The sequence below is a fragment of the Bradyrhizobium daqingense genome, from assembly GCF_021044685.1.
Taxonomy (GTDB): Bacteria; Pseudomonadota; Alphaproteobacteria; order Rhizobiales; family Xanthobacteraceae; genus Bradyrhizobium; species Bradyrhizobium daqingense.
On the sequence record NZ_CP088014.1, the window covers coordinates 569,517 to 590,939 of the forward strand.

The following is a 21,423-nucleotide window of genomic DNA, read 5'->3' on the forward strand; positions in this document are numbered from 1 at the left end:
GCCGAGGGAGGACCTTTGGCCGTTCGTTATTATGACTGGATCGTCCACCATGGCCGCCGCACGCCTGATAAGGTCGCGCTGGTGGACCTCGCGAGCGAGCGCCGCTTCAGCTACGCGCAGCTCGATGCGCGCGTCTCGCGCCTCGCCTCCTTCCTGCGCCACACGCTCAACGTCTCGCGCGGCGACCGCGTCGCTGTGCTGGCACTGAACACCACCGATACGCTGGAGGTGCAGTTCGCCTGCGGGCGGTTAGGCGCGATCTTCGTGCCGCTGAACACCCGCCTCACCGTTCCCGAGCTGCAGTTCATCACCGCTGACTGCGCGCCGAAGGTGATGATCCACGACACCGATCTGGCCGAGACCGCGCTCAGCGTCGCAAAGCTCTGCGGCATCCCGACCAGCCTGCTGCTCGGCCCCGGCGGCACCTACGAAGCCGGCATCGCCGCCGCAAAGCCGCTCGACCGTGCTGAGGAGGTCACGCTCGATGACGTCTCCACCATCATGTACACGTCGGGCACGACCGGACATCCCAAGGGTGCCACCATCACCCATGGCATGACGTTCTGGAATTGCGTCAATCTCGGCGGCCCCGCCTGCATCGGTCCATCCTCGGTGCTGCTCACCGTGCTGCCGCTGTTCCACACCGGCGGCCTCAACTGCTACACCAATCCCGTCCTGCATGCCGGCGGCAGCGTGATGATCATGCGCGCCTTCGATCCCGGCACGGCGCTCGGCCTGATCAATGACACTGCGCAGGGCATCAACGTGTTCTTCGGCGTGCCCGCGATCTACCAGTTCATGGCACAGCATCCGGCCTTCGCCACGACCGATCTCAGCCGGCTGATCGTCGGCGGTGTCGGTGGCGCGCCGATGCCGGTGCCGCTGCTCAAGGTCTGGGAGGCGCGCGGTGTTGCGCTTCAGCAGGGCTACGGCATGACCGAGACCTCTCCGGCCGTCCTGGTGCTCGACCGCGAGGACGCGGCGCGCAAGGCCGGCTCCGCCGGCAAGCCGGTGCTGCATACCGAGGTGCGTATCGTCCGCCCCGATGGCAGCGATGCCGATGTCGGCGAGCTCGGCGAACTCTGGGTCAAGGGGCCCAATATCACGCCGGGCTACTGGAACAGGCCGGAAGCGAACAAGACCTCCTTCACCGACGGCTGGCTGCACACGGGCGACGCCACCCGCATCGATGAGGAAGGTTTCTATTACATCGTCGACCGCTGGAAGGACATGTACATCTCCGGCGGCGAGAACGTCTATCCGGCCGAGGTCGAGAACGTCCTGCATCAGCTCAATGCCATCGCGGAAGCCGCCGTGATCGGCATTCCCGATCCGCAATGGGGCGAGGTGGGCCTTGCCATTGTCGCGGTCAAGCCCGGCCAGAAGCTGACCGAGGCCGACGTGCACGCGCATTGCGCCGCCAATCTGGCGCGCTTCAAATGCCCGCGCCAGATCCGCTTCGTCGAGGCGCTGCCGCGCAACGCGACCGGCAAGATCCACAAGCCGACCTTGCGCAAGGAATTCTCGGTGGCTTCCGAGATCGACAAGAAAGCTGCCAACGCCTAATCGAGGCGCCCTTCGGGGCGCTTTTCTTTTTGACGTGCCTGCCCAACCCACAAGAAACGCCAAGGAATTTCCATGAAGAACAAGAAACTCGTCCTCCTCGCCGCGGCAGCGGCCGTGACATTGCTCTCGGTTCAAGGCGCCTACGCGCAGAAAAAATACGACACCGGCGCCAGCGACACCGAGATCAAGATCGGCAACGTCGAGGCCTATTCCGGCCCGGCTTCGGCCTACGGCATCATCGGCAAGACCGAGGAGGCCTATTTCAAGATGATCAACGACCAGGGCGGCATCAACGGCCGCAAGATCAACTGGATCTCCTATGACGACGGCTATTCGCCGCCGAAGACCGTGGAGCAGGTCCGCAAGCTGATCGAGAGCGACGAGGTGTTCCTGGTCTTCAACGCGCTGGGCACGCCGACCCAGACCGCCGTGCAGAAGTATCACAATTCCAAGAAGGTCCCGCAGCTTTTCCTCGCCACCGGCGCCAGCAAATGGAACGACCCCAAGGGTTTTCCCTGGACCATGGGTTTCCAGCCGAGCTACCGCGTCGAGGCGCGGATCTTCGCCAAATATATCCTGCAGGCCAAGCCCGATGCCAAAGTCGCGATCTTCTATGCCAATGACGATTTCGGCAAGGACTACGTCGCCGGCATCAAGGAGATCTTCGGCGACAAGGCCTCATCGCTGATCGTCGCGGAAGAGAGCTACGAGACCAGCGAGCCCTCGATCGATTCCCACATCGTCAAGCTGAAGGGCACCGGCGCCAACGTCTTCGTCAACATCTCGACGCCGAAATTCGCCGCGCAAGCGATCAAGAAGATTGCCGAGCTCGAATGGAAGCCGATGCACGTAATGACCGACGTGTCGATCTCGATCGGCGCGGTGATGAAGCCCGCCGGTCTCGAGGCCTCCGAAGGCGTGCTGTCGGCGAGCTATCTGAAGGACGCGTCCGACCCGCAATGGAAGGACGATGAAGGCATGAAGAAGTTCATGGCGTTCGTCGACAAGTACATGCCCGGCGCCAACGTCTCCGACACCAACGTCGTCTACGGCTATGCCGCCGCGCAGACCCTGGTCCAGACCTTGAAGCAGTGCGGCGACGTGCTGACGCGGGAGAACGTGATGAAGCAGGCCGCCAGCTTGAAGGACTTCGCGCCGGATACGCTGATCCCCGGCATCAAGATCAACACCGGCCCCAACGACTTCGCGCCGATCGAGCAGCTCAAGATGATCCGCTTCAAGTCTGGTCAGTGGGAGCTGTTCGGCGACATCATCAGCGCGGAAACCGGAGGTTAGCTCGCATCAGCTGACCATGCCCAACGAGATAGCGGCCAAAAGGGCCGCTATCTTTTTCGTGTAAGCGAAGCCGAAGCAAGGCTAGGCCGGCAGGAAGAGCGCAAAGGATTCTTCCACCGTGCGGCGCAGATGCTTTCGATACAGGCCGTAGTTGACGTCGTCGGGCGCAACGCGTCCCAACGACGGCTTCGCAATATTCTTGAGTGGCACGTAGGCGATCGGCGCGGCGATCGGCGTGAGCTGCGAGCCAGGGCCGGCGCGGAGCGTCGAGATGATGCCATACATTTCGCCGGCAACGGTCGGCCGAGACACTGTGATGACCCGATGCTGGCCGTGCTTGATGATGACGAGATAGATGAAGCCGGACTGGTGGGGGACGGCGACCTCACCGGTATGTTCATAGGCCGCATCGGTCCGATCACCCTCGCGAAAGACCAATGAAGAAACTTTCGGCTCCCAGGCGATCTCGGTGCGATAGGCGAAGATCGCGTCCTTGTCGCCGAACGACGGCCGCAGGGTGATGTAGACGTCCTCGAGCCAACTCACCGCGCGGTGCGCGTAGGAGCCGAGGCTGTCGGGTGCGACATCGTTTGCGGACGGCGGCGTCATCGCCACGGCGCTCTTGCGCAAGGACAGGCCCAGCGCCTGCTCCAGCCGGACCGTCGTCGCCAGCGTGAACGGCCGCCGGCCGCCGAGCACCTTCTCCAGCGTCGACAGGCTGAGCTTAGCCAGCTCGGCCAAGGCCTGCCGGGACATCCGCCGTCTGGCCAGCTCCTCGCGAATGGTCTCGGCAATCTCCCGGCTCTGCTCGTCCGAAAGCTGCCTGTCGGTGAGTTTATCCTGCGTCTGCATCAAGTCCCTGCTCCAGGACCGCCAGTCTAGCAGGGCGGACAAACCAGCACAAAACCGCACATGGCCGCCGCGGCGGCGGCGCGCCCGGGCCGGCCACGGCGGAACATTGCCGATCATTCTGGTCGCGAAATCAGGCCCTTCCGACCGATGCTCGCGTCGTCAAACACCCATTGGGAGCGGACCAGATGGACAATTGCGACACGATCGGCAGCAACGAACATCCCTGGCTCGGCAGGCTGATCGTGGTCGGCCTCTTTCTTCTGGCACAAGGCATCGCGGTGGTGCTGGTCGCCTTCGTCGCGCTGCTGGTCAGCTTCCAGCCGGGCTGGTCGGCGACGACGGAGCAGGCGAGCCCGCTCCAGCCCGGCGATGCCCGCTCCGGCACTCTCCTCCTGAAGCACGACGGCATCACCAGCGAAGCCATCCGCCTCGGCCTCGACATCGACCTCACCGTGTCAGGTCCGACGCTGCGCGCCCGGGTCACGCAGGTCTTCCGCAATCCGACCAAGGACTGGGTCGAGGCGACCTATGTTTATCCGCTCGCGACCGGCGGTGCCGTCGATACCCTGAAGATGGTGGTGGGCGACCGCATCATCGTTGGCGACATCAAGGAGCGGCAGCAGGCCCGCGTGATCTATGAGGAGGCGCGTCGCGCCGGCCAGAAGGCGGCGCTGACCGAGCAGGAACGGCCGAACATCTTCACCAACTCGCTCGCCAATATCGGGCCCGGCGAAACCGTGCTGGTGCAGATCGAGTACCAGGAGCCGGTGCATCAGTCCGGCAATGAATATTCGCTGCGCCTGCCGCTCGTGGTGGCACCGCGCTACAATCCGGCGCCGATCGTGCAGAGCGTCGACTTCCGCAAGGACGGCTCGGGCTGGGGCGCGATCAACTCGGACCCGGTTCCGGACCGCGACCGCATCTCGCCGCCGGCGCTTGATCCCGCGAAGCACGCGCCGGTCAACCCGACCAGCATCACGGTACGCCTGAAGGCCGGCTTTGCGCTCGGCGAAATCAAGAGCCATCACCACAACGTCAAGATCGAGAGCCCTGACGCCACGACGCGCGTGGTCACCCTCGCCGATGGCACCGTTGCGGCCGATCGCGACTTCGAGCTGACCTGGAAGCCCGCTGGGGAGAAGGCGCCATCGGTCGGCCTGTTCCGCGAGCATGTCGGCGGTGCCGATTACCTGCTCGCCTTTGTCACCCCGCCCAGCGTCGATCAAGCGACGCAGAAGCCGCTGCCGCGCGAGGTCGTGTTCGTGATCGACAATTCGGGGTCGATGGGTGGCACGTCGATGGTCCAGGCCAAGGCCAGCCTGACCTACGCGCTCTCTCGCCTCCAGCCGACGGACCGCTTCAACGTCATCCGTTTCGACGACACCATGAACGTCCTGTTTCCAGCCTCGGTGCCGGCGGATGCCGCGCATGTCGGTGAGGCGACCTCCTTCGTCGGCGCCCTGCAGGCGCGTGGCGGCACCGAGATGGTGCCGGCGATGCGCGCGGCGCTGACCGACAAGCTCGGCGACACCGGCATGGTCCGCCAAGTCGTGTTCCTGACCGACGGCGCGATCGGCAACGAACAGCAATTGTTCGAAACGATCACGGCGATGCGCGGCCGCTCGCGCGTGTTCATGGTCGGCATCGGGTCTGCGCCCAATACCTACCTGATGACACGTGCCGCCGAGCTCGGCCGCGGCGCCTTCACCCATATCGGCTCCGTCGAACAGGTGGAAGAGCGCATGCGTGGCCTGTTCGCCAAGTTGGAAAATCCTGTGGTGACCGGCCTCACTGCAACGTTCTCCGAAGCCAAGACCGACGTCACCCCCGCGATCCTTCCAGACGTCTATCGCGACGAGCCCCTGGTGCTGGCGGCCAAGCTCGACAAGCTCGCGGGCTCGGTCGAGATCAAGGGTCGCGTCGGTGATCGCCCGTGGTCGCTGACGCTGCCGCTTGAAAGTGCTGCCGAAGGCAAGGGCCTGTCGAAACTTTGGGCCAAGCGCAAGATCGGCGATGCCGAAGTGGCGCGCAGCTTGCGCGAAATGACCGCTGAAGACTCCGACAAGGCGATCCTGGCGCTGGCGCTCGACCATCAGATCGTCACGCGATTGACCAGCCTGGTCGCGATCGACAAGACGCCGAGCCGCCCCGAAGGCGAGCCGCTCAAGCTCAGCGAATTGCCGCTCAACCTGCCGGCCGGCTGGGATTTCGAGAAGGTCTTTGGCGAACGACAGCCGTTGCCCGAGCAGTTGCGCGAACGCCACGCGGATGCACGCAACCAGCCGACCGTGCGGCGGCCGGCACCTTCGGCGCCTGACGCGATCCGCCTGCCCAAGACTGCAACCTCGGCCGAGCTGAAGATGATCGCAGGGCTGATCCTGATCATGCTCGCCCTGGTTCTGTTCGTGTTCAACCGGCGTCGGCCGTTGCTCACCGACGCCGCTTGAGAGAGGAGTCCCCCACTCCTCTGCTTCAGCGCGCGCGGCTGCCCGTCCCACAACCAACGGCCGCGCGCGCCTTTTTGTCAATTCATTGCGAGGAGCGAAGCGACGAAGCAATTCAGACTGCCGACCATGCAGACAGACTGGATTGCTTTGCTTCGCTTCGCTCGCAATGACCGGGAATCTTGTTATGCCCCGCTTCATCCCTCCCCTGGTCCTTGCGCTGATCGGCCTGATCCTGTTCGGCGATGGCGCTTACGTCCATGCCAAGGCGTGGCTTGCGCAGATGTTGTTGGAGCGCGCGTTCGACAAAAGCATCGCGACGGGCCGGCCGGTTAAGCCATGGTCATGGGCCGACACCTGGCCCGTCGCGCGGATCGAGGTGAAGCGGATCGGCGCCAGGGCCATCGTGCTGGAGGGTGCGAGCGGACAGGCGCTGGCTTTCGGGCCCGGCCATATCCCGCACACGGCCGATGCGGGAGGACGCGGAATTGCCGTGTATGCCGCCCACCGCGACACCCATTTCCGCTTCCTGCGGAATGTTGCCATTGGTGACGTCATCGACGTCACACGCAGCGACGGTCGACATTTTCGCTATCGCGCAGATTCCTCGGCCGTCGTCCGTTTCAACGCATCGGGCATCGATCCCACAGCACGGGACTTTGAGCTCATTCTCGCAACCTGCTGGCCATTCGACGCCGTCACGGCCGGTCCTGAGCGCTACATCCTGCATGCGACATTGATCGGGGCCGACGGATAGGTCGCCCCCCGGACGCGCGATATGCGCCCACGCGCGCTTCATTCCACCACACGGCATGACGCATATGGTTGCCACCTCGAAGGACTCGCCATAGAACAGAGCGACGCGCCACCAAATAAGAACAAGAGGTGAGGTCACGCCATGGAAGCTCAGGTGCCTGTTGCGTCGGTCTCTCCGCGCCCATGGTCTCCGCCGCCCGACGCCAGCGACATCGTCAAGGGCATCCATGCCATGCTGCACCCGCACAACATCGTGCTGGTGGGCGCGACCGACAAGCCCGGCAATTATGCCGAGCGCATCTGGAATAATCTGGTCAGATACGGCTATGAGGGCGGGCTCTATCCGGTCAACGCCAAGCGCGACACGATCTGGAACGTCCCGTGCTACAAGGACTTTGCCAGCCTGCCGGAAAAACCCGATCACGTCCTGGTGCTGGTGCCGGCGCGCGCAGCCGTGCAGGTGATCCACGATGCGGCCGCAGCCGGCGCACGTTCGGCCACCATCGTCACCTCGGGCTTCAGCGAATTGCAGGACGCGGAAAGTCAGAAGCTCGCCGCCGAACTGCAGGCGGCTGTGCGCGAGACGGGACTTGCGGTGACGGGGCCGAACTGCCTCGGCAACCTGAGCGCCGGCGAAAAGCTCTTCACCAACATCGACGACCGCATCGTCACCATGGAGCAGGGAGCGGTGGCGATCGCAGGACAATCCGGCGCGATCGTCATGGCGATCCGCCAGGCGCTGGAGGATCGGGGCGTGGGCGTCGGCTACATGGTGACCACGGGTAACGAGGCCGGGCTCGAGACGCCGGACCTGATGCGCTATTTCGCCGAAGACCCGAGCATCAAGGTGATCGTCGTCTACCTCGAAGGCGTACGCAACACCAAGGCCTTCCGCGAAGCCTGCAAGGCGGCACGCGCCGCGGGCAAACCGGTGATCGCGCTCAAGCTCGGGGCATCCGAAGGTGGTCGCGCGGCGGCGATGGCGCATACCGGCGCGCTCGCCGGCTCGATCGAGACGTTTGATGCCATCGCAACGCGCGAAGGCGTCATTCGGGTGAGCGGGCTCGACGAGTTGATCGAGACCACCGAGTGCTTCGTCCACGCCGCAGCACCCAAAGGCGACCGGCTCGCCGCGGTGACGCTCTCCGGTGGCAAGCGCGGCATGCTGATCGACGCCTTTTATGCCGCCGGCCTGAACTTCGCGCCACTCAGCCCGCATGTCAGTTCCGAGCTGGCGAAGATGCTGGGCCCCGGCTCGATCGTCGGCAATCCACTCGATGCAGGATTTGCCGCCGTGGTCGATCCCTCCGTCTACATGAAGTCGATCGAGCTGATGATCGACGATCCCGACATCGACGTCGTCATCATCGACGCCGAGCTGCCGAAGGCCCCGCACGAGCTGCGCGAACGTAACTTGCGCATCGTCAACGAGATGGCGGGCAAGGCCGCAAAGCCCGTGATCTATATCAGCGCCATGTCGATCGGTTTCACCGAATTCACCAAGGGCTTGCGCGAGTCGCTGCCACATCTGGCCGTCATGCAGGGCATGGATCGCGCGGTGACGGCGATCAAATCGCTGCTCGACTACGCGAAGCTGCGCAAGGAAGTCCCCAATATCGTGTCGAGTTCGAAGCCGGCCGCACGTGTCGTGCTGGAGAAGGCGCTGAAATCAGCCGCCGGCGCCGCGCTCGACGAGGTCGCCTCCAAGAAGCTTCTGAAGGCCTACGGCATCCCGGTCTCGAAGGAGGCGATTGCGCAGACGGCGGCGGAGGCCGCCAATATCGCCAAGCAGATCGGATTCCCGGTCGTGGCAAAAGTCGTCAGCGCCGAGATCCTGCACAAATCAGACATCGGCGGCGTGGTGCTGAACCTCAACAGCGCCGCCGAGGTGAAGAAGGCGTTCGCCGACATCACCGCGCGGGTCAATAAGCTGAAGGGCCAGCCGAAGCTCGACGGCATCCTGATCGCGCAGCAGGTCAAGGCCGAGCTCGAGCTCGTGGTCGGCGCCTCACTCGATGCCGAGATGGGACCGGTCGTGCTGTTCGGCACCGGCGGCATCGACATCGAGCTGATGAAGGACGTCGCGCTCGCCGGCGCGCCGCTGGACGAGGCCGAGGCACGGCTGCTGATCGGCCGCACCAAGGCCGGGATCAAGCTGCGCGGCTACCGCGGCAAGCCGGCGCTGCACGAGACCTCCGCGGTCAAGGCGCTGGTCGGCCTCTCCAACCTGATCGCCGATGCCGGCGACCGGATCGCCTCGATCGACATCAACCCGTTCCTGATCAACACCAAAACCGGCGTGGCCGTCGATGCGCTCATCGTCCTGAACAACGCTGCGGCAAAGCGCGCGGCGGGGCATTAGAGTACTGTACTCCGTAGGGCGGATTAGCGCAGCGTAATCCGCCACTGTACGATATGCTAAGAAGGCGGCGGGTTACGCTTCGCTAACCCGCCCTACTTATCATCCGGCCTCCTTCCAACTTCCCCGCTTTGGCCGTAAAATCGCCCCTGCATGGCACGCGCGAGCAATCTGGTGATCGGAACAGCGACGCTTGCGGCGATCGCCGTGGCGTTCGGTGGATTCCTCGGCGTCCAGAAATGGCGCACCATCCAGAGCCGCAGCCAGTTGCGCGTGGTGTTCGAAGGCGGCTCCGCCAGCGGCCTGCGGCGCGGTGGGCCGGTCAATTTCGACGGCGTGCCTGCGGGCCAGATCCTGTCGATCAAGCTGGACAGTCCTCGCAGGATCGTGGCGCTGGTGATGCTCGACAACGCCGCGCCGATCCGCAAGGACACCGTCGCCGGCATCGAATTCCAGGGCCTCACCGGCATCGCGGCGATCTCGCTGATCGGGGGCGCCCCGACCGCGCCGCCGGTGCCGCTGGACTCTGATGGCATCCCGATCCTGACCGCCGATCTCAGCGACGCCGAGTCGATCGTGGAGACCCTGCACAGCGTCGACCGCTCGATCGTGAGCAACGCCCCAGCGATCAAGGAGGGCCTGCGCACATTCGAGAGCTACACCGCCGACCTCAGGAGCAAGGGCGGCGACATCGACGCCGTCATGGCCAAGGTCGACGACGCCTTCGCGGGCTTCGACAAGGCGGTCACGAAGATCGAGGGCGCGGTGCCGGGCTTCGTCGACGGCAAGGCCGACGAGCTGTTCGAGAAGATAAAGGGGCTGCACGAGCTCGCCGATACCATGAAGAAGAAATCGGCGGGCTATCTCGAGGACATCCGCCGCTCGCTGCTCGACGTCAGCGAGACCGCCAACAAGATGGCGGGAACGCCCGTGGCACCGCGACCGCCGCGCAGGCCCACGGAGCAGAAGCGCTAGCCTACCACGTGTAGCGCACGAGGCCTTTGCCGGCATAGGAGCGGGTGACGTTCGAGAACTCGCCCTCGAAGGTCGCCGACGCGGACCAGCCGTTCATCCAGTTCATCTGCACCGATGCCGTGGTCAGCGCGGAATCGCGCGCCTGGGCGGCGCCGTTCACGACGAAGGCCGATCCGGGCAGGGTCTGAAACACCGCGCCGACGGTACGATCCGGATTGTAGTCATGCGCCCAGGCCAGGCGGCCGCGCAGGGTCACCAGGCCGCCGGGCGCGGCAAACGAATTGTCCGCGCGAAGACCGAACTCGGTGCGGGTGCTGATGACATCCTTGGCGGCATAGTTGAGGGCGAAGACGTTGCTGCCGGCCACGGCGAACTCCGAATAGCCCGGTAGACTGAACATGGTGGCCTGGAGCGCTGCATAAGGCGTGACGCCGACCCATTGCATGGCGTAGCGATACCCGCCCTCGACGCGCCCCGAAAACGCGTTGGTATTGAACTGGGCGCGCAGCTGGTCGAACCCGGCGGCGGTGACGATGCGATTGGTGGTGACATCCTGCCAGCCATAGGCCAGCGCAGCCGTGACATAGGCGGGACCAGCGGTGTGACGCACGAACGCGCCGGCCTGGAACAGGTCGGAGCGGCCCCAGCCAAGGCCGTTGACGCCGAAGCTGGTGGCCCCGCCGGCAAGCGCGAAACCGGCGACGGTCGACGGCGAGAAGCGGTAGTCGAGACCGACGGCCGTGCCGTAGACACTGCTGGTGGTGTCGTTCGAGCCGAGCGCAGCGTGGCCGTCGGTGGTCTGCGAGCCGCCATAGCCGGCCGCCCACACATCCCAACGCTGCTGGAAAGTCGCCCCCGGCGCCTTGCGGTAGATCGAGGCGAAGGCGTCGCGGGCGTCCCTTCGACGTGCGGCGTAGGCATTGGCGCTCGCATCATCGGCATATGGCATCGCACCGGACATGCCGCTCCGTCCTGAATTGTAGACATCGGTCAGCAGCCCGAGAAACAGGTTCATCGCGTTGAACGTCGTCTGCTGCGCGCCTGTCGCGGACTCGCCGGACGCCTGCGTCAAGCCGTTGGGACCGAGACCCGCAAATTCGGAACGCAGAGAGCCATTGGCGTTGAAGAAGTTCTGAAGCGTGGTGGCTACATTCTTCTGATTGATGTTGAGTGCGTACTTGGCACCATAGTCGAGCGTGAAATTGAGATGGACAGTGCCGCTGGGATCCACGGTGGTCGTGCCGATGAGACCACCGGGGGCGGCAACGCCGGCAAAATTGCCGGCTGCGGCGCCGGAAAACTGCATGATCGTGTATTGGGGCAATATGGTGCTGCCGGCGTAGAGCGAGACGCCGACATTGCCGTTCAGGGTCACGTTGCCGAAAACGTTGGCAAAGCTTGCGGTGGCTCCGCTACCGACCTGAACGAGGTACAGCGCACCGGGCTGGAAGGCGAGGTCGCCTTGAACCCACATGCTCGAGCCCGGCCCACCATCGCCGGGCGCATAGATGCCGCCATTGGCGATGACGGTATTGCCGACGATTCCGGCACCGAACAGCGCGCCGCCCGCGTTCACGGTGGTGAGGCTCGACTGCGAGATGTTGCCGTCGACCCGCAGGATGCCGCCGTTCACGGTCGTCGCGCCGGTATAGGTATTGGTGCCAGAGAGGATCAGCGTGCCGCTGCCGACCTTTTCCAACGAACCCGGACCGGCAGGACCGCAACTGCAGGGATCAAAATCGCCGATGGCGCCGCTGACCTCGGTCGTGCGATTGTTGCCGCCGACGACGAGGGTATTGCCGCCGCCGATATAGTAGAAGCCGTTGCCTTCGATCGAGCCGGCCGTGATGCGGCCGTCGCCGTTCGGACCGATGCTGACGCCGAAATTGACGATGCCTGTATCGGTCGTGATGAAGCGCGCAGTGCCCCCGGTGGAATTGTCGTAGAACTCGGTCTTGCCGCCGTCCTTGGTGACGATGGTGGCATTGCCCGCCGTGGTGAACGCGGCGAAATTGGTCCGGCCGCCGGACTCGTTGATGATCGTCGCGTTGCCTGCGGTCGCGGTGTCGGATCCGATCATCGTACCAAAGACGGTTCCGCTGAGATCATTGTTCACGATAGTCGCCGAGCCCGCCGAGGATTGCTCGATGAACACGGTGCCGCCGCCATTGTAGTTGGTGATGCTGGCCATGCCCGCATTGGTGCGGCCAAAGAAGCCGGTCAAGCCGCCATCGTTGATGATGGTCGCCCGGCCAGCCGTCGCGGTGTCGGTCCCGCCTCCCGTCAAATCGCCAAAGTACAGCTGGCCTCTGTTGGTGATCGCCATTGAGCTGGCGGAGGTCGCATTGCGAAACGTGGTCAGGCCGGAGAGCTCATTCAGGAGCAACGTGACTCCCGACATGTCGGCATTGACGACGTTGAAGAGACCCTCATTCGTGATAGCGCCTATGATGCTGGCGGTATGGGTCGCGTCGCCAAGCTGAAGCGAGCCGCAGTTGCAGATGAAAGTGCCCCCGGAATAGGTATTTGCGCCGAGCAGCGCCAGGAAACCGGCCCCGTCTACGGTGATGCCGCCGCTGCCGGTGATGCGCGACGCGATCGCCGCCGACGGGTCCCCAGTCCCTGTGACATCGTTGGTGACGAACGTGGTGCCTCCCGGGGCGAGCCTGAGGTCGCCGCCCTGGATCGTATAGATCGAACCGTCGCCGGTGAGGTCGAAGCCCACGAGACTGGTCAGCTGCACGCCAGTCGGCGTGACGGTCACCGTCCCTCCCATTGCCGGCGTCGAAGGACCGCCGCTGCCGAACATCGTGCCGGCCGACAACGGATCGTAAGCGGTGCTGATCGAGCCGGAGAAGTCCGTCCAGTTGGTGGTGGTGGCGTCCCAGACGCCGCCGCCGCCGTTGACGGCACCGTTCGGTATGGTCTGCGATCCATTGAAGTACTGCTGGGCTCCGGCCGGGGTCGTCACGACAGCCACGCCCAGGGCAAGGCTCACGCCGAATGCCGCGCGCATAGTCGTGCTGCTCCGACGCGAGCAACCGAGCCCACTCGATGGCCACCAAGCCCCCACGCTATTCCCCTCGCCCCGCGGCGCTCCCAGCGGCGCCCCGTGGAACTTAGGCGATGAGGACGGCCGGTAGAACTACGGCGCAGCGAGAATCCGCCGAAGGGACCGCGTCTTGGGCCGATTCAACACTCCATGTTGCAACCGCGCCACGGTTTGCCGCGCGCCATTCCCATTCCGCGCATGCGGAGATGTCTTCGACCCGCAATGCATATGGACGGCCATTCACATCGATGACGGATCATCCCGTATCAAGCTCCGCGCCGCGGTGTTCTGCCGGCAATGGCTAATAGTTGGACGCCGCAGCCTCGTTCGGAATGCCGTCGATCGGACACTCGTCGGTCCCCGGCGTCGAGCGGGTCATCGCTTCGACCATGTCGCGCGTGCCTTCGGGATCGGCGATCCAGTTCTTGTAGAAATCATACGGGCAGGCCGCGACGCCGCGCGGGTTGTCGCCGGAATTGATCATGCCGGTGTAGCCGCGGTGGACCAGCTTGTAGAGGTGGTTCTGCGACTGGCCATTGCGGCGCGCGTCACGGATCAGATGCTTCGACAGCTGGGCGTACTGGATGCCGTAGTCCTCTTCGCCGCATTCGCCGAGCGTGCGGCCATCGAAGCCGATGATCGCGGAGTGACCGAAGTAGGAATAGACGCCGTCGAAGCCGGCCGCGTTGGCGACCGCGACATAGACGTTGTTGGCCCATGCCATCGCCTTGGAGATCATGACCTGCTGCTCCTTGGCCGGATACATGTAGCCCTGGCAGCGCACGATCAGCTCCGCGCCCTTCATGGCGCAGTCGCGCCAGATCTCCGGGTAGTTGCCGTCGTCGCAGATGATCAAGCTGACCTTCAGGCCCTTCGGTCCGTCCGAGACATAGGTGCAGTTGCCAGGATACCAGCCTTCGATCGGCACCCAGGGCATGATCTTGCGATATTTCTGCACGATCTCGCCCCTGTCGTTCATCAGGATCAAGGTGTTGTAGGGCGCCTTGTGCGGATGCTCCTCGTGGCGCTCGCCGGTGAGCGAGAACACGCCCCACACTTTCGCCTTGCAGCAGGCTTCGGCGAAGATCGCGGTTTCCTCGCCCGGCACCACGGACGCCGTCTCGTACATCTCCTTGGAGTCGTACATGATCCCTTGCGTGGAATATTCCGGGAAGATCACGAGGTCCATGCCGGGCAGGCCGACCTTCATGCCGATGATCATGTCGGCGATCTTGCGGGCGTTGTCGAGCACCTCGGCCTTGGTGTGCAGGCGAGGCATCTTGTAATTGACGACCGCGACACCGACCGTGTCGTTGCTGCTGGAGATATCACCGTGAAGCATGTCGAGCGCTCCTGTACCGTGTTCGTTTGATGATGGCGTGTTGCTTCAGTGGCTGATCATCCAGGGACGGGCCGTCGGAAAACCCTTGGCGCCGCTCCTGGACTTGGTCATCAGCCGCGCGGGCTTCTTCCTGTCGGACGCGCCCTTGTCCTTGACGGTCTTGCCCGACGAACAGCAGCCGCACCCGGGGCCGTGCGAGGCCTTGTATTGCGCCAGCGTCCGCGGCGCGTGCGAGCTGCGTTCGTTGACGGCATGCGCCTTGCGCTTGTCGGCCGGCATGCAGAAGAAATTGGGAGCGGTCAGGATCACGCGCGGCGCCGGCGTCTCGCAATGCGGACAGCTTTGCGGATCGTCGCATTCCGCCATCGGGCGCATATCCCTAAAGGGACCGCAATCGTCACAGAGATATTCATAGACTGGCATCGCATCACCCCTAATGCACGTTCAACAACAGTTCACTGCTACCCGCTCATGCGGAGAGAGCCCCTCTCCCCGTAAGAACGGGGAGAGGGAGCGCGGCGTCATTTGTCAGGCGAAATCGGCATCTGGATATCGCCCGTGATGTGCTTGATCGGCCCTGCCGCTGAGGGCATCACGTCGAAGTCGAAGATCTCCGTCGGCAGCCACAGCGTGGCGCAGGCATTGGGCACGTCCACCACGCCGGAGATGTGGCCCTGGCACGGTGCGGTGCCGAGGATCGAATAGGCCTGGGCGCCGGAATAGCCGAACTTCTTCAGGTACTCGATCGCGTTGAGGCAGGCCTGGCGATAGGCGATGTGGACGTCGAGATAATGCTGCTTGCCGGCCTCGTCGACCGAAATGCCCTCGAAGATCAAATAGTCCTTGTAGTTCGGCGTGATCGGCGACGGCTTGAAGATCGGGTTCTTGATGCCGTATTTCGACATGCCGTCCTTGATCACCTCGACCTTCAGATGCAGCCAGCCGGCCATCTCGATCGCACCGCAGAAGGTGATCTCGCCGTCACCCTGGCTGAAATGCAGATCGCCCATCGAGAGGCCCGCGCCAGGCACGTAGACCGGGAAGTAGATCTTGGAGCCGCGCGACAAGTCCTTGATGTCGCAATTGCCGCCATGCTCGCGCGGCGGCACGGTGCGGGCGCCCTCCGCCCCGATCTTGGCTTTCACATCGCCCTTGGCGCGCCCGCCATGGGCGGTCGGCGCGAATGGCGGATTGGCAAGTCCGGGCACGCGGGTCGGGTTGGTCGAGATCAACTCGGCCTCGCGCTTGTTCCAGGTGTCCAGCATTTTCGGATCGGGCAGACAGCCGATCAGGCCGGGGTGGATCAGGCCGGCGAAGTTGACGCCGGGCACGTGGCGCGACGAGGTGTAGAGGCCCTTGATGTCCCAGATCGACTTCTGCGCCAGCGGGAAATGGTCGGTGAGGAAGCCGCCGCCGTTCTGCTTGGAGAAAAAGCCGTTGAAGCCCCACAGGCTCTCCTTGAGCGGACCGACGTCGAGCAGGTCGACCACCAGGAGATCGCCGGGCTCGGCGCCCTTGACGCCGATGGGGCCAGAGAGGAAGTGCACGATCGACAGGTCGATGTCGCGCACGTCGTCGGCGGAATCGTTGTTCTTGATGAAGCCGCCGGTCCAGTCATAGGTCTCGATGATGAAGTCGTCGCCGGGATTGACCCAGGCCACGATCGGGATGTCGGGGTGCCAGCGGTTATGCACCATGTCATTTTCGTAAGCCGACTTGGTGAGATCGACCTTGATCAGTGTCTCTGGCATCGAGAGGCTCCCCTTTACTGCGGTTGGTTAGACGGACAGATATTTCGAGACCTGCGCGGCATCGACGGCGTCGCGCGGATCGTCGCGCACGATCTCGCCGTTCTCGATCACCAGCACGCGGTCGGCGATGTCGAGCGCGAAGCTCAGGACCTGCTCGGACACGACGATCGAAAGTCCCTTTTCGTCGCGGATGCGCTTCAAGGTGCGCGCCATGTCCTTGATGATCGACGGCTGGATGCCTTCGGTCGGCTCGTCCAGCAGCAGGACCTTCGGCTTGGTGGCGAGTGCGCGGGCGATGGCCAGTTGCTGTTGTTGTCCGCCGGAGAGATTGCCGCCACGGCGGCCCTTCATCTCCAGCAGCACCGGGAACAATTCGTAGATGTCTTCGGGCACCTCCGACCCGCCGGAGACCACGAGCCCGGTCTCGATGTTCTCCTTCACCGTCATGGTGGAGAAGATCATGCGGCCCTGGGGCACATACGCGAGACCCTTCGCGACGCGCTCAAAACTCTTGAGGCCACCGAGCTCGGCGCCGTCCATGCTCACCGAGCCGCTCTTCGCGGGCAGGATGCCCATCAGCGACTTCATCAGCGTGGTCTTGCCCATGCCGTTGCGGCCCATGATCGCCACGATCTCGTTGGGCGCGACCTTGACGTTGAGCCCGTGCAGTACCTCGCTCTGGCCGTAGGCGACGTGGAGATCCGAAATTGCCAGCATCGTCGCGCTCCTTAGTGCCCCAGATAAACTTCAACGACCTTGGGATCGTTCTTCACCTTCTCCATCGTCCCCTCGGAGAGGATCTGGCCCTGGTGCAGCACGGTGACCTTGTGCGCGATGTCTTCCACGAACTTCATGTCGTGCTCGATCACGAGCACCGAACGGTTCTTGATGATGCGGTTGAGCAATTCGGCGGTCTTGGCGCGCTCGGACACGCTCATGCCGGCAACGGGCTCATCCAGCATCAGGAGGTCCGGGTCCTGGATCAGCAGCATGCCGATCTCGAGCCATTGCTTCTGGCCGTGGCTGAGTTCGTCGGCATAGGTGTGGAGCTTGTCCTTGAGGAAGATCATCTCGGCGACCTCCGCGACCCGGTCCTTGACGAGCTGATCGCGCTGAAAGGTCAGCGAGCCGAACACGGAGCGGCCCCGCGGGAACGAGATCTCGAGGTTCTCGAAGACCGTGAGGTCCTCGAACACCGACGGCGTCTGGAACTTGCGCCCGACGCCGGTCTGCACGATCTCGTTCTCCTTCATTTTCGTGAGCTCCTTGCCACGAAACTGAATCGAGCCCGAGGTGGCCTTGGTCTTGCCGCAGATCAGATCGAGCACCGTGGTCTTGCCGGCGCCATTGGGGCCGATGATGACGCGGATCTCGTTCTCCTCGACATAAAAGGAGAGATCATTGACCGCCTTGAACCCGTCGAACGAGACAGTCAGTCCAGAGACGGCGAGCAAGAATTCCTTGGGCTGGTGTCCAATGAGCATGATCTATCTCCTCACTCCGCCGGCGCGCCGTCGGCGACCGAATTGTCGTTCCAGCCCGGCTTCGGCTTGCGCGAGGCGAACAGCCGGTCGATGCGCGGCTGCACGTAGTCGGCCCAGAGGCCGGACAGGCCGTTCGGGAAGGCGAGCACGACCGCGATGAACAGTGCGCCGAGTCCGAACAGCCAGAGCTGCGGGAAGGATTCCGACAGGCTGGTCTTGGCGAAGTTGACCAGGATGGCCCCCCAGACCGCGCCGAAGATCGACATCCGTCCGCCGACGGCTGTGTAGATGACCATCTCGATCGACGGCACGATGCCGACGAAGGACGGCGACATGAAACCGACATTGAGCGCGAACATGGCGCCGCCGATGGCGGCGAAGACCGCGGCCATGCAGAAGGCGAAGATCTTGAAGTTGGCGACGCTGTAGCCGGAGAAGCGGACGCGATCCTCCTGCTCGCGCATTGCCACCAGGATGCGGCCGAGCTTGGTCAGGCGGATGAACTGCGCGATGCCGATGCAGGCGAACAGCAGCACTACCTCGACGAAGTACAGGATGACCTTGGCGTGGTCGGGCCGGATGTCCCAACCCTTGAGCGTGCGCAGATCGGTCATGCCGTTGATCCCGCCGGTATAGCCCTGTTGGCCGACGATCAGGATGGTGAGGATGGCGGCGACGGCCTGGGTGATGATCGCGAAGTAGGTGCCGCCGACCCGGCGCTTGAACATCGCGGTGCCGATGATCAGGGCGAAGAGGCCGGGCACCAGGATGATGGCGAGGATGGTGAAGGTGAGACTGTGAAACGGCTGCCAGAACAACGGCAGAGACGTGATCTGATTCCAATCCATGAAATCAGGAATGCCAGGCGTCGACTGGATCTTGGTGTTCTCGACGCTGGAGGCCTCGAGCTTGAGGAACATCGCCATGCAATAGCCGCCGAGGCCGAAGAACACGCCCTGCCCCAGGCTCAAGATGCCGCCATAGCCCCAGCACAGCACCAGGCCGAGCGCGACAAAGGCGTAGGTCAGATATTTCGCGACCAGATTGAGGCGGAATACATCCAGCGTCAGCGGCAGAATCACGAACAGCACGGCGGCCAGGGCAATGAAGCCCATGAGCTCGGATCGATTGAAGAAACGCGAGTTGATGATCATGACTTGCCTGCCTCTCGTTATTTGCGGACCTTGAGGGCGAAGAGACCCTGCGGCCGCAGCATCAGGATGCCGACGACGGCGAGCAGCGTGAGCACCTTGGCCATCGAGCCCGACATGAAGAATTCGAGCGTCGATTGCGTCTGCGAGATCGAGAAGGCGGAGGCGATGGTGCCGAGCAGGCTGGCGGCGCCGCCGAACACGACGACGAGGAAGGTGTCGACGATGTAGAGCTGGCCCGACGTCGGCCCGGTCGAGCCGATCATGGTGAAGGCGCTGCCGGCGACACCGGCGATGCCGCAACCAAGGCCGAACGTGTAGCGATCCACCTTCTCGGTGTTGATGCCGACCGCGCCGGCCATGATGCGGTTCTGCACGACCGCGCGCACCTGGCGGCCCCAGCGCGACATGTAGAGAACATAGGCGACGGAAATGGTGATCAGCACGGTGAGACACATCACGAAGACGCCGTTGATCGGCACCTCGATGCTCTCGGTGACGTGGAGCGAACCCAGCATCCATTGCGGCAGCTCGACGCCGACCTCGCGCGCGCCGAACACCGAGCGATAGGCCTGCTGCAGCATCAGGCTGAGGCCCCAGGTCGCGAGCAGCGTATCGAGCGGGCGCTTGTAGAGGTGCCGTATCAGCCCCCATTCCACCAGCATGCCCAGCGCGCCGGATGCGAGGAAGGCCAATATCATTGCAAGGAAGAAGTAGCCGCTGAACAGGCTCGGCAAATAGGCCTGGAAGAAATTGGAGGTCATCCAGGTGACGTAGGCCCCGAGGATCATGAACTCGCCATGGGCCATGTTGATGACGCCCATCTGGCCGAAGATGATGGCGAGGCCGAGTGCCATCAGGACATAGACGGAGAACAGGATCAGTCCGGCAAACCCCTGCATGACGAAGATCGAGCCGAGGTCGCCAATCGAATAGTCGCCGAACATCCATGTCCTCCGTCGGTAAAGGGTCCCGCGTCGCGAGCAGGTTCGCGACGCGGGAGCTTGAGGCATGGACTTGCGATCCACGCCAGGGAGCGGTTTTGCCTTGAGGGAAAGTGCGACGGGCGCCGCGACTACTGGTAAGGCTTCTTACTGGTAGCCCTTGGGGAACGGATCCGGCTCGACGAGATCGGCGGTCTCGTAGATCAGCTCGAACTGGCCATCGAGCTTGGCGCGGCCGACGCGGGTCTTCGACCAGAGATGATGATTCTCATGGATGCGCACATAGCCTTCCGGCGCGCCCTTGAACTCGACACCTGTAGAGGCCGTGGCGATCTTGTCGACGTCGAAGGACCCGGCCTTCTCGACCGTCAGCTTCCACAGCCACGGGCCGAGATAGGCAGCCTGGGTGACGTCTCCGATCACGGTCTTCTCGCCCCACATCTTCTTGAAAGCCGAGGCGAAGGCCTTGTTGTTGGCGTTGTCGAGCGACTGGAAGTATTTCATGCAGGCATAGGCGCCTGCGATGTTCTCGCCTCCGATGCCGTCGATCTCGTCCTCGGTCACCGAGATCGTGAGCAGCGCCTGCTTGGAGAGATCGATGCCGGCAGCCTTGAGCTGCTTGTAGAATGCGACGTTGGAGCCGCCGACGACGTCGGTGAAGATCACGTCCGGCTTGGTCAGCTTGATCTTGTTGATGACCGAGTTGAACTGCGTCGAGCCGAGTGCATAATACTCCTCGCCGACGACCTTGCCCTTGAGCACGTTTTCGACGTGCTTGCGCGCGATCTTGTTGGAGGTGCGCGGCCAGATGTAGTCGGAGCCGATGAAGAAAAACGACTTGGCGCCCTTCTCCTTGGCGATCCAGTTCAGGCCGGCGAGGATCTGCTGGGTCGCTTCCTGGCCGGTGTAGATCACGTTTTTGGATTGCTCGAGGCCCTCATAGAAGGTCGGGTAGTAGAGCATGCCGTTATACTGCTCGACCACCGGCAGCACCGCCTTGCGCGAGGCCGAGGTCCAGCAGCCCATGATCGCCGCGACCTTGTCGTTGACGAGCAGCTTCTTCGCCTTCTCGGCGAAGGTCGGCCAGTCCGATGCGCCGTCCTCCTGGATGAACTTGATCTTGCGGCCGAGCACGCCGCCGGCCGCGTTGATCTGCTCGATCGCGAGCTTTTCGGCCTGGATCGAGCCGGTTTCGGAGATCGCCATGGTGCCGGTCGCCGAATGCAGGATGCCGACCGTGACCTCGGTGTCGGTGACGGCCAGGCCCGTGGTATTGACGGCCGAGGTCGCGGGCGCCTGCGCAAACGATGCCTTCGGCAGCATCGTGATGGCAGGCACGGCCGCCATTCCCATCAACAGTTTACGCCTGAACGGCGACAACAACCCCTTGTTTGCTTCGTCTGACATGAGCACCCCACTTTTGTTCGAGACACGCGTTGGTGCCGTGAGGA

General features: G+C 63.7%; 16 protein-coding genes. 6 read left to right on the top strand and 10 right to left on the bottom strand.

Annotated features, from left to right (window positions below):
* Positions 1 to 15: 15 nt before the first annotated feature.
* Together LPJ38_RS02620 and LPJ38_RS02625 are read left to right on the top strand one after the other, a co-directional pair.
* Positions 16 to 1,566 carry an acyl-CoA synthetase gene (locus LPJ38_RS02620; RefSeq protein WP_145638510.1) on the top strand — a complete coding sequence of 517 codons (1,551 nt, stop codon included), beginning with the start codon at positions 16 to 18 and terminating at the stop codon, positions 1,564 to 1,566.
* 72 nt (positions 1,567 to 1,638) lie between these two features.
* Positions 1,639 to 2,862 carry an ABC transporter substrate-binding protein gene (locus LPJ38_RS02625; protein ID WP_145638508.1) on the top strand — a complete coding sequence of 408 codons (1,224 nt, stop codon included), beginning with the start codon at positions 1,639 to 1,641 and terminating at the stop codon, positions 2,860 to 2,862.
* 81 nt (positions 2,863 to 2,943) lie between these two features.
* On the opposite strand, the gene LPJ38_RS02630 is transcribed toward LPJ38_RS02625, so the two are convergent.
* Positions 2,944 to 3,714: a helix-turn-helix domain-containing protein gene (locus tag LPJ38_RS02630; protein WP_145638505.1), complete on the bottom strand. Its 771-nt coding sequence runs from the start codon at positions 3,712 to 3,714 to the stop codon at positions 2,944 to 2,946.
* Between the two features lie 185 nt (positions 3,715 to 3,899).
* Here LPJ38_RS02630 and LPJ38_RS02635 point away from each other — a divergent pair, with 185 nt between their 5' ends.
* From LPJ38_RS02635 to LPJ38_RS02650, 4 genes are all read left to right on the top strand, one after another.
* Complete coding sequence (locus tag LPJ38_RS02635) at positions 3,900 to 6,161, top strand: marine proteobacterial sortase target protein (RefSeq protein ID WP_145638503.1); 2,262 nt, start codon at positions 3,900 to 3,902, stop codon at positions 6,159 to 6,161.
* Positions 6,162 to 6,345: 184 nt separating this feature from the next.
* Positions 6,346 to 6,915 carry a class GN sortase gene (locus tag LPJ38_RS02640; RefSeq protein WP_145638501.1) on the top strand — a complete coding sequence of 190 codons (570 nt, stop codon included), beginning with the start codon at positions 6,346 to 6,348 and terminating at the stop codon, positions 6,913 to 6,915.
* A gap of 141 nt (positions 6,916 to 7,056) precedes the next feature.
* Entirely contained in the window at positions 7,057 to 9,276 is a 2,220-nt protein-coding gene (locus LPJ38_RS02645; protein ID WP_145638499.1) for an acetate--CoA ligase family protein, read from the top strand.
* A gap of 150 nt (positions 9,277 to 9,426) precedes the next feature.
* The gene (locus LPJ38_RS02650) at positions 9,427 to 10,248 is read left to right on the top strand and encodes an MlaD family protein (protein ID WP_145638497.1); all 822 of its coding nucleotides are present in this window, start codon (positions 9,427 to 9,429) and stop codon (positions 10,246 to 10,248) included.
* A gap of 1 nt (position 10,249) precedes the next feature.
* On the opposite strand, the gene LPJ38_RS02655 is transcribed toward LPJ38_RS02650, so the two are convergent.
* The 9 genes from LPJ38_RS02655 to urtA all read right to left on the bottom strand — a co-directional run bounded on the left by LPJ38_RS02655 (position 10,250) and on the right by urtA (position 21,379).
* Positions 10,250 to 13,264, bottom strand: a complete 3,015-nt coding sequence (locus LPJ38_RS02655; protein ID WP_145638495.1) for an autotransporter outer membrane beta-barrel domain-containing protein — start codon at positions 13,262 to 13,264, stop codon at positions 10,250 to 10,252.
* A 337-nt stretch (positions 13,265 to 13,601) separates the two neighbouring features.
* Entirely contained in the window at positions 13,602 to 14,642 is a 1,041-nt protein-coding gene (locus LPJ38_RS02660; RefSeq protein ID WP_145638493.1) for an aliphatic amidase, read from the bottom strand.
* Positions 14,643 to 14,687: 45 nt separating this feature from the next.
* Positions 14,688 to 15,065, bottom strand: a complete 378-nt coding sequence (locus LPJ38_RS02665; protein WP_145638491.1) for an FmdB family zinc ribbon protein — start codon at positions 15,063 to 15,065, stop codon at positions 14,688 to 14,690.
* Positions 15,066 to 15,163: 98 nt separating this feature from the next.
* Complete coding sequence (gene fmdA, locus LPJ38_RS02670) at positions 15,164 to 16,393, bottom strand: formamidase (protein ID WP_028133835.1); 1,230 nt, start codon at positions 16,391 to 16,393, stop codon at positions 15,164 to 15,166.
* Between the two features lie 27 nt (positions 16,394 to 16,420).
* Positions 16,421 to 17,110: an urea ABC transporter ATP-binding subunit UrtE gene (gene urtE, locus LPJ38_RS02675; protein WP_145638489.1), complete on the bottom strand. Its 690-nt coding sequence runs from the start codon at positions 17,108 to 17,110 to the stop codon at positions 16,421 to 16,423.
* Positions 17,111 to 17,121: 11 nt separating this feature from the next.
* The gene (urtD, locus tag LPJ38_RS02680) at positions 17,122 to 17,877 is read right to left on the bottom strand and encodes an urea ABC transporter ATP-binding protein UrtD (RefSeq protein WP_145638487.1); all 756 of its coding nucleotides are present in this window, start codon (positions 17,875 to 17,877) and stop codon (positions 17,122 to 17,124) included.
* 11 nt (positions 17,878 to 17,888) lie between these two features.
* Entirely contained in the window at positions 17,889 to 19,031 is a 1,143-nt protein-coding gene (gene urtC, locus LPJ38_RS02685; RefSeq protein ID WP_167520607.1) for an urea ABC transporter permease subunit UrtC, read from the bottom strand.
* Between the two features lie 17 nt (positions 19,032 to 19,048).
* Entirely contained in the window at positions 19,049 to 19,975 is a 927-nt protein-coding gene (gene urtB / locus LPJ38_RS02690; protein WP_145638485.1) for an urea ABC transporter permease subunit UrtB, read from the bottom strand.
* Between the two features lie 144 nt (positions 19,976 to 20,119).
* Positions 20,120 to 21,379 carry an urea ABC transporter substrate-binding protein gene (gene urtA, locus LPJ38_RS02695; RefSeq protein ID WP_145638483.1) on the bottom strand — a complete coding sequence of 420 codons (1,260 nt, stop codon included), beginning with the start codon at positions 21,377 to 21,379 and terminating at the stop codon, positions 20,120 to 20,122.
* Positions 21,380 to 21,423: the final 44 nt, after the last annotated feature.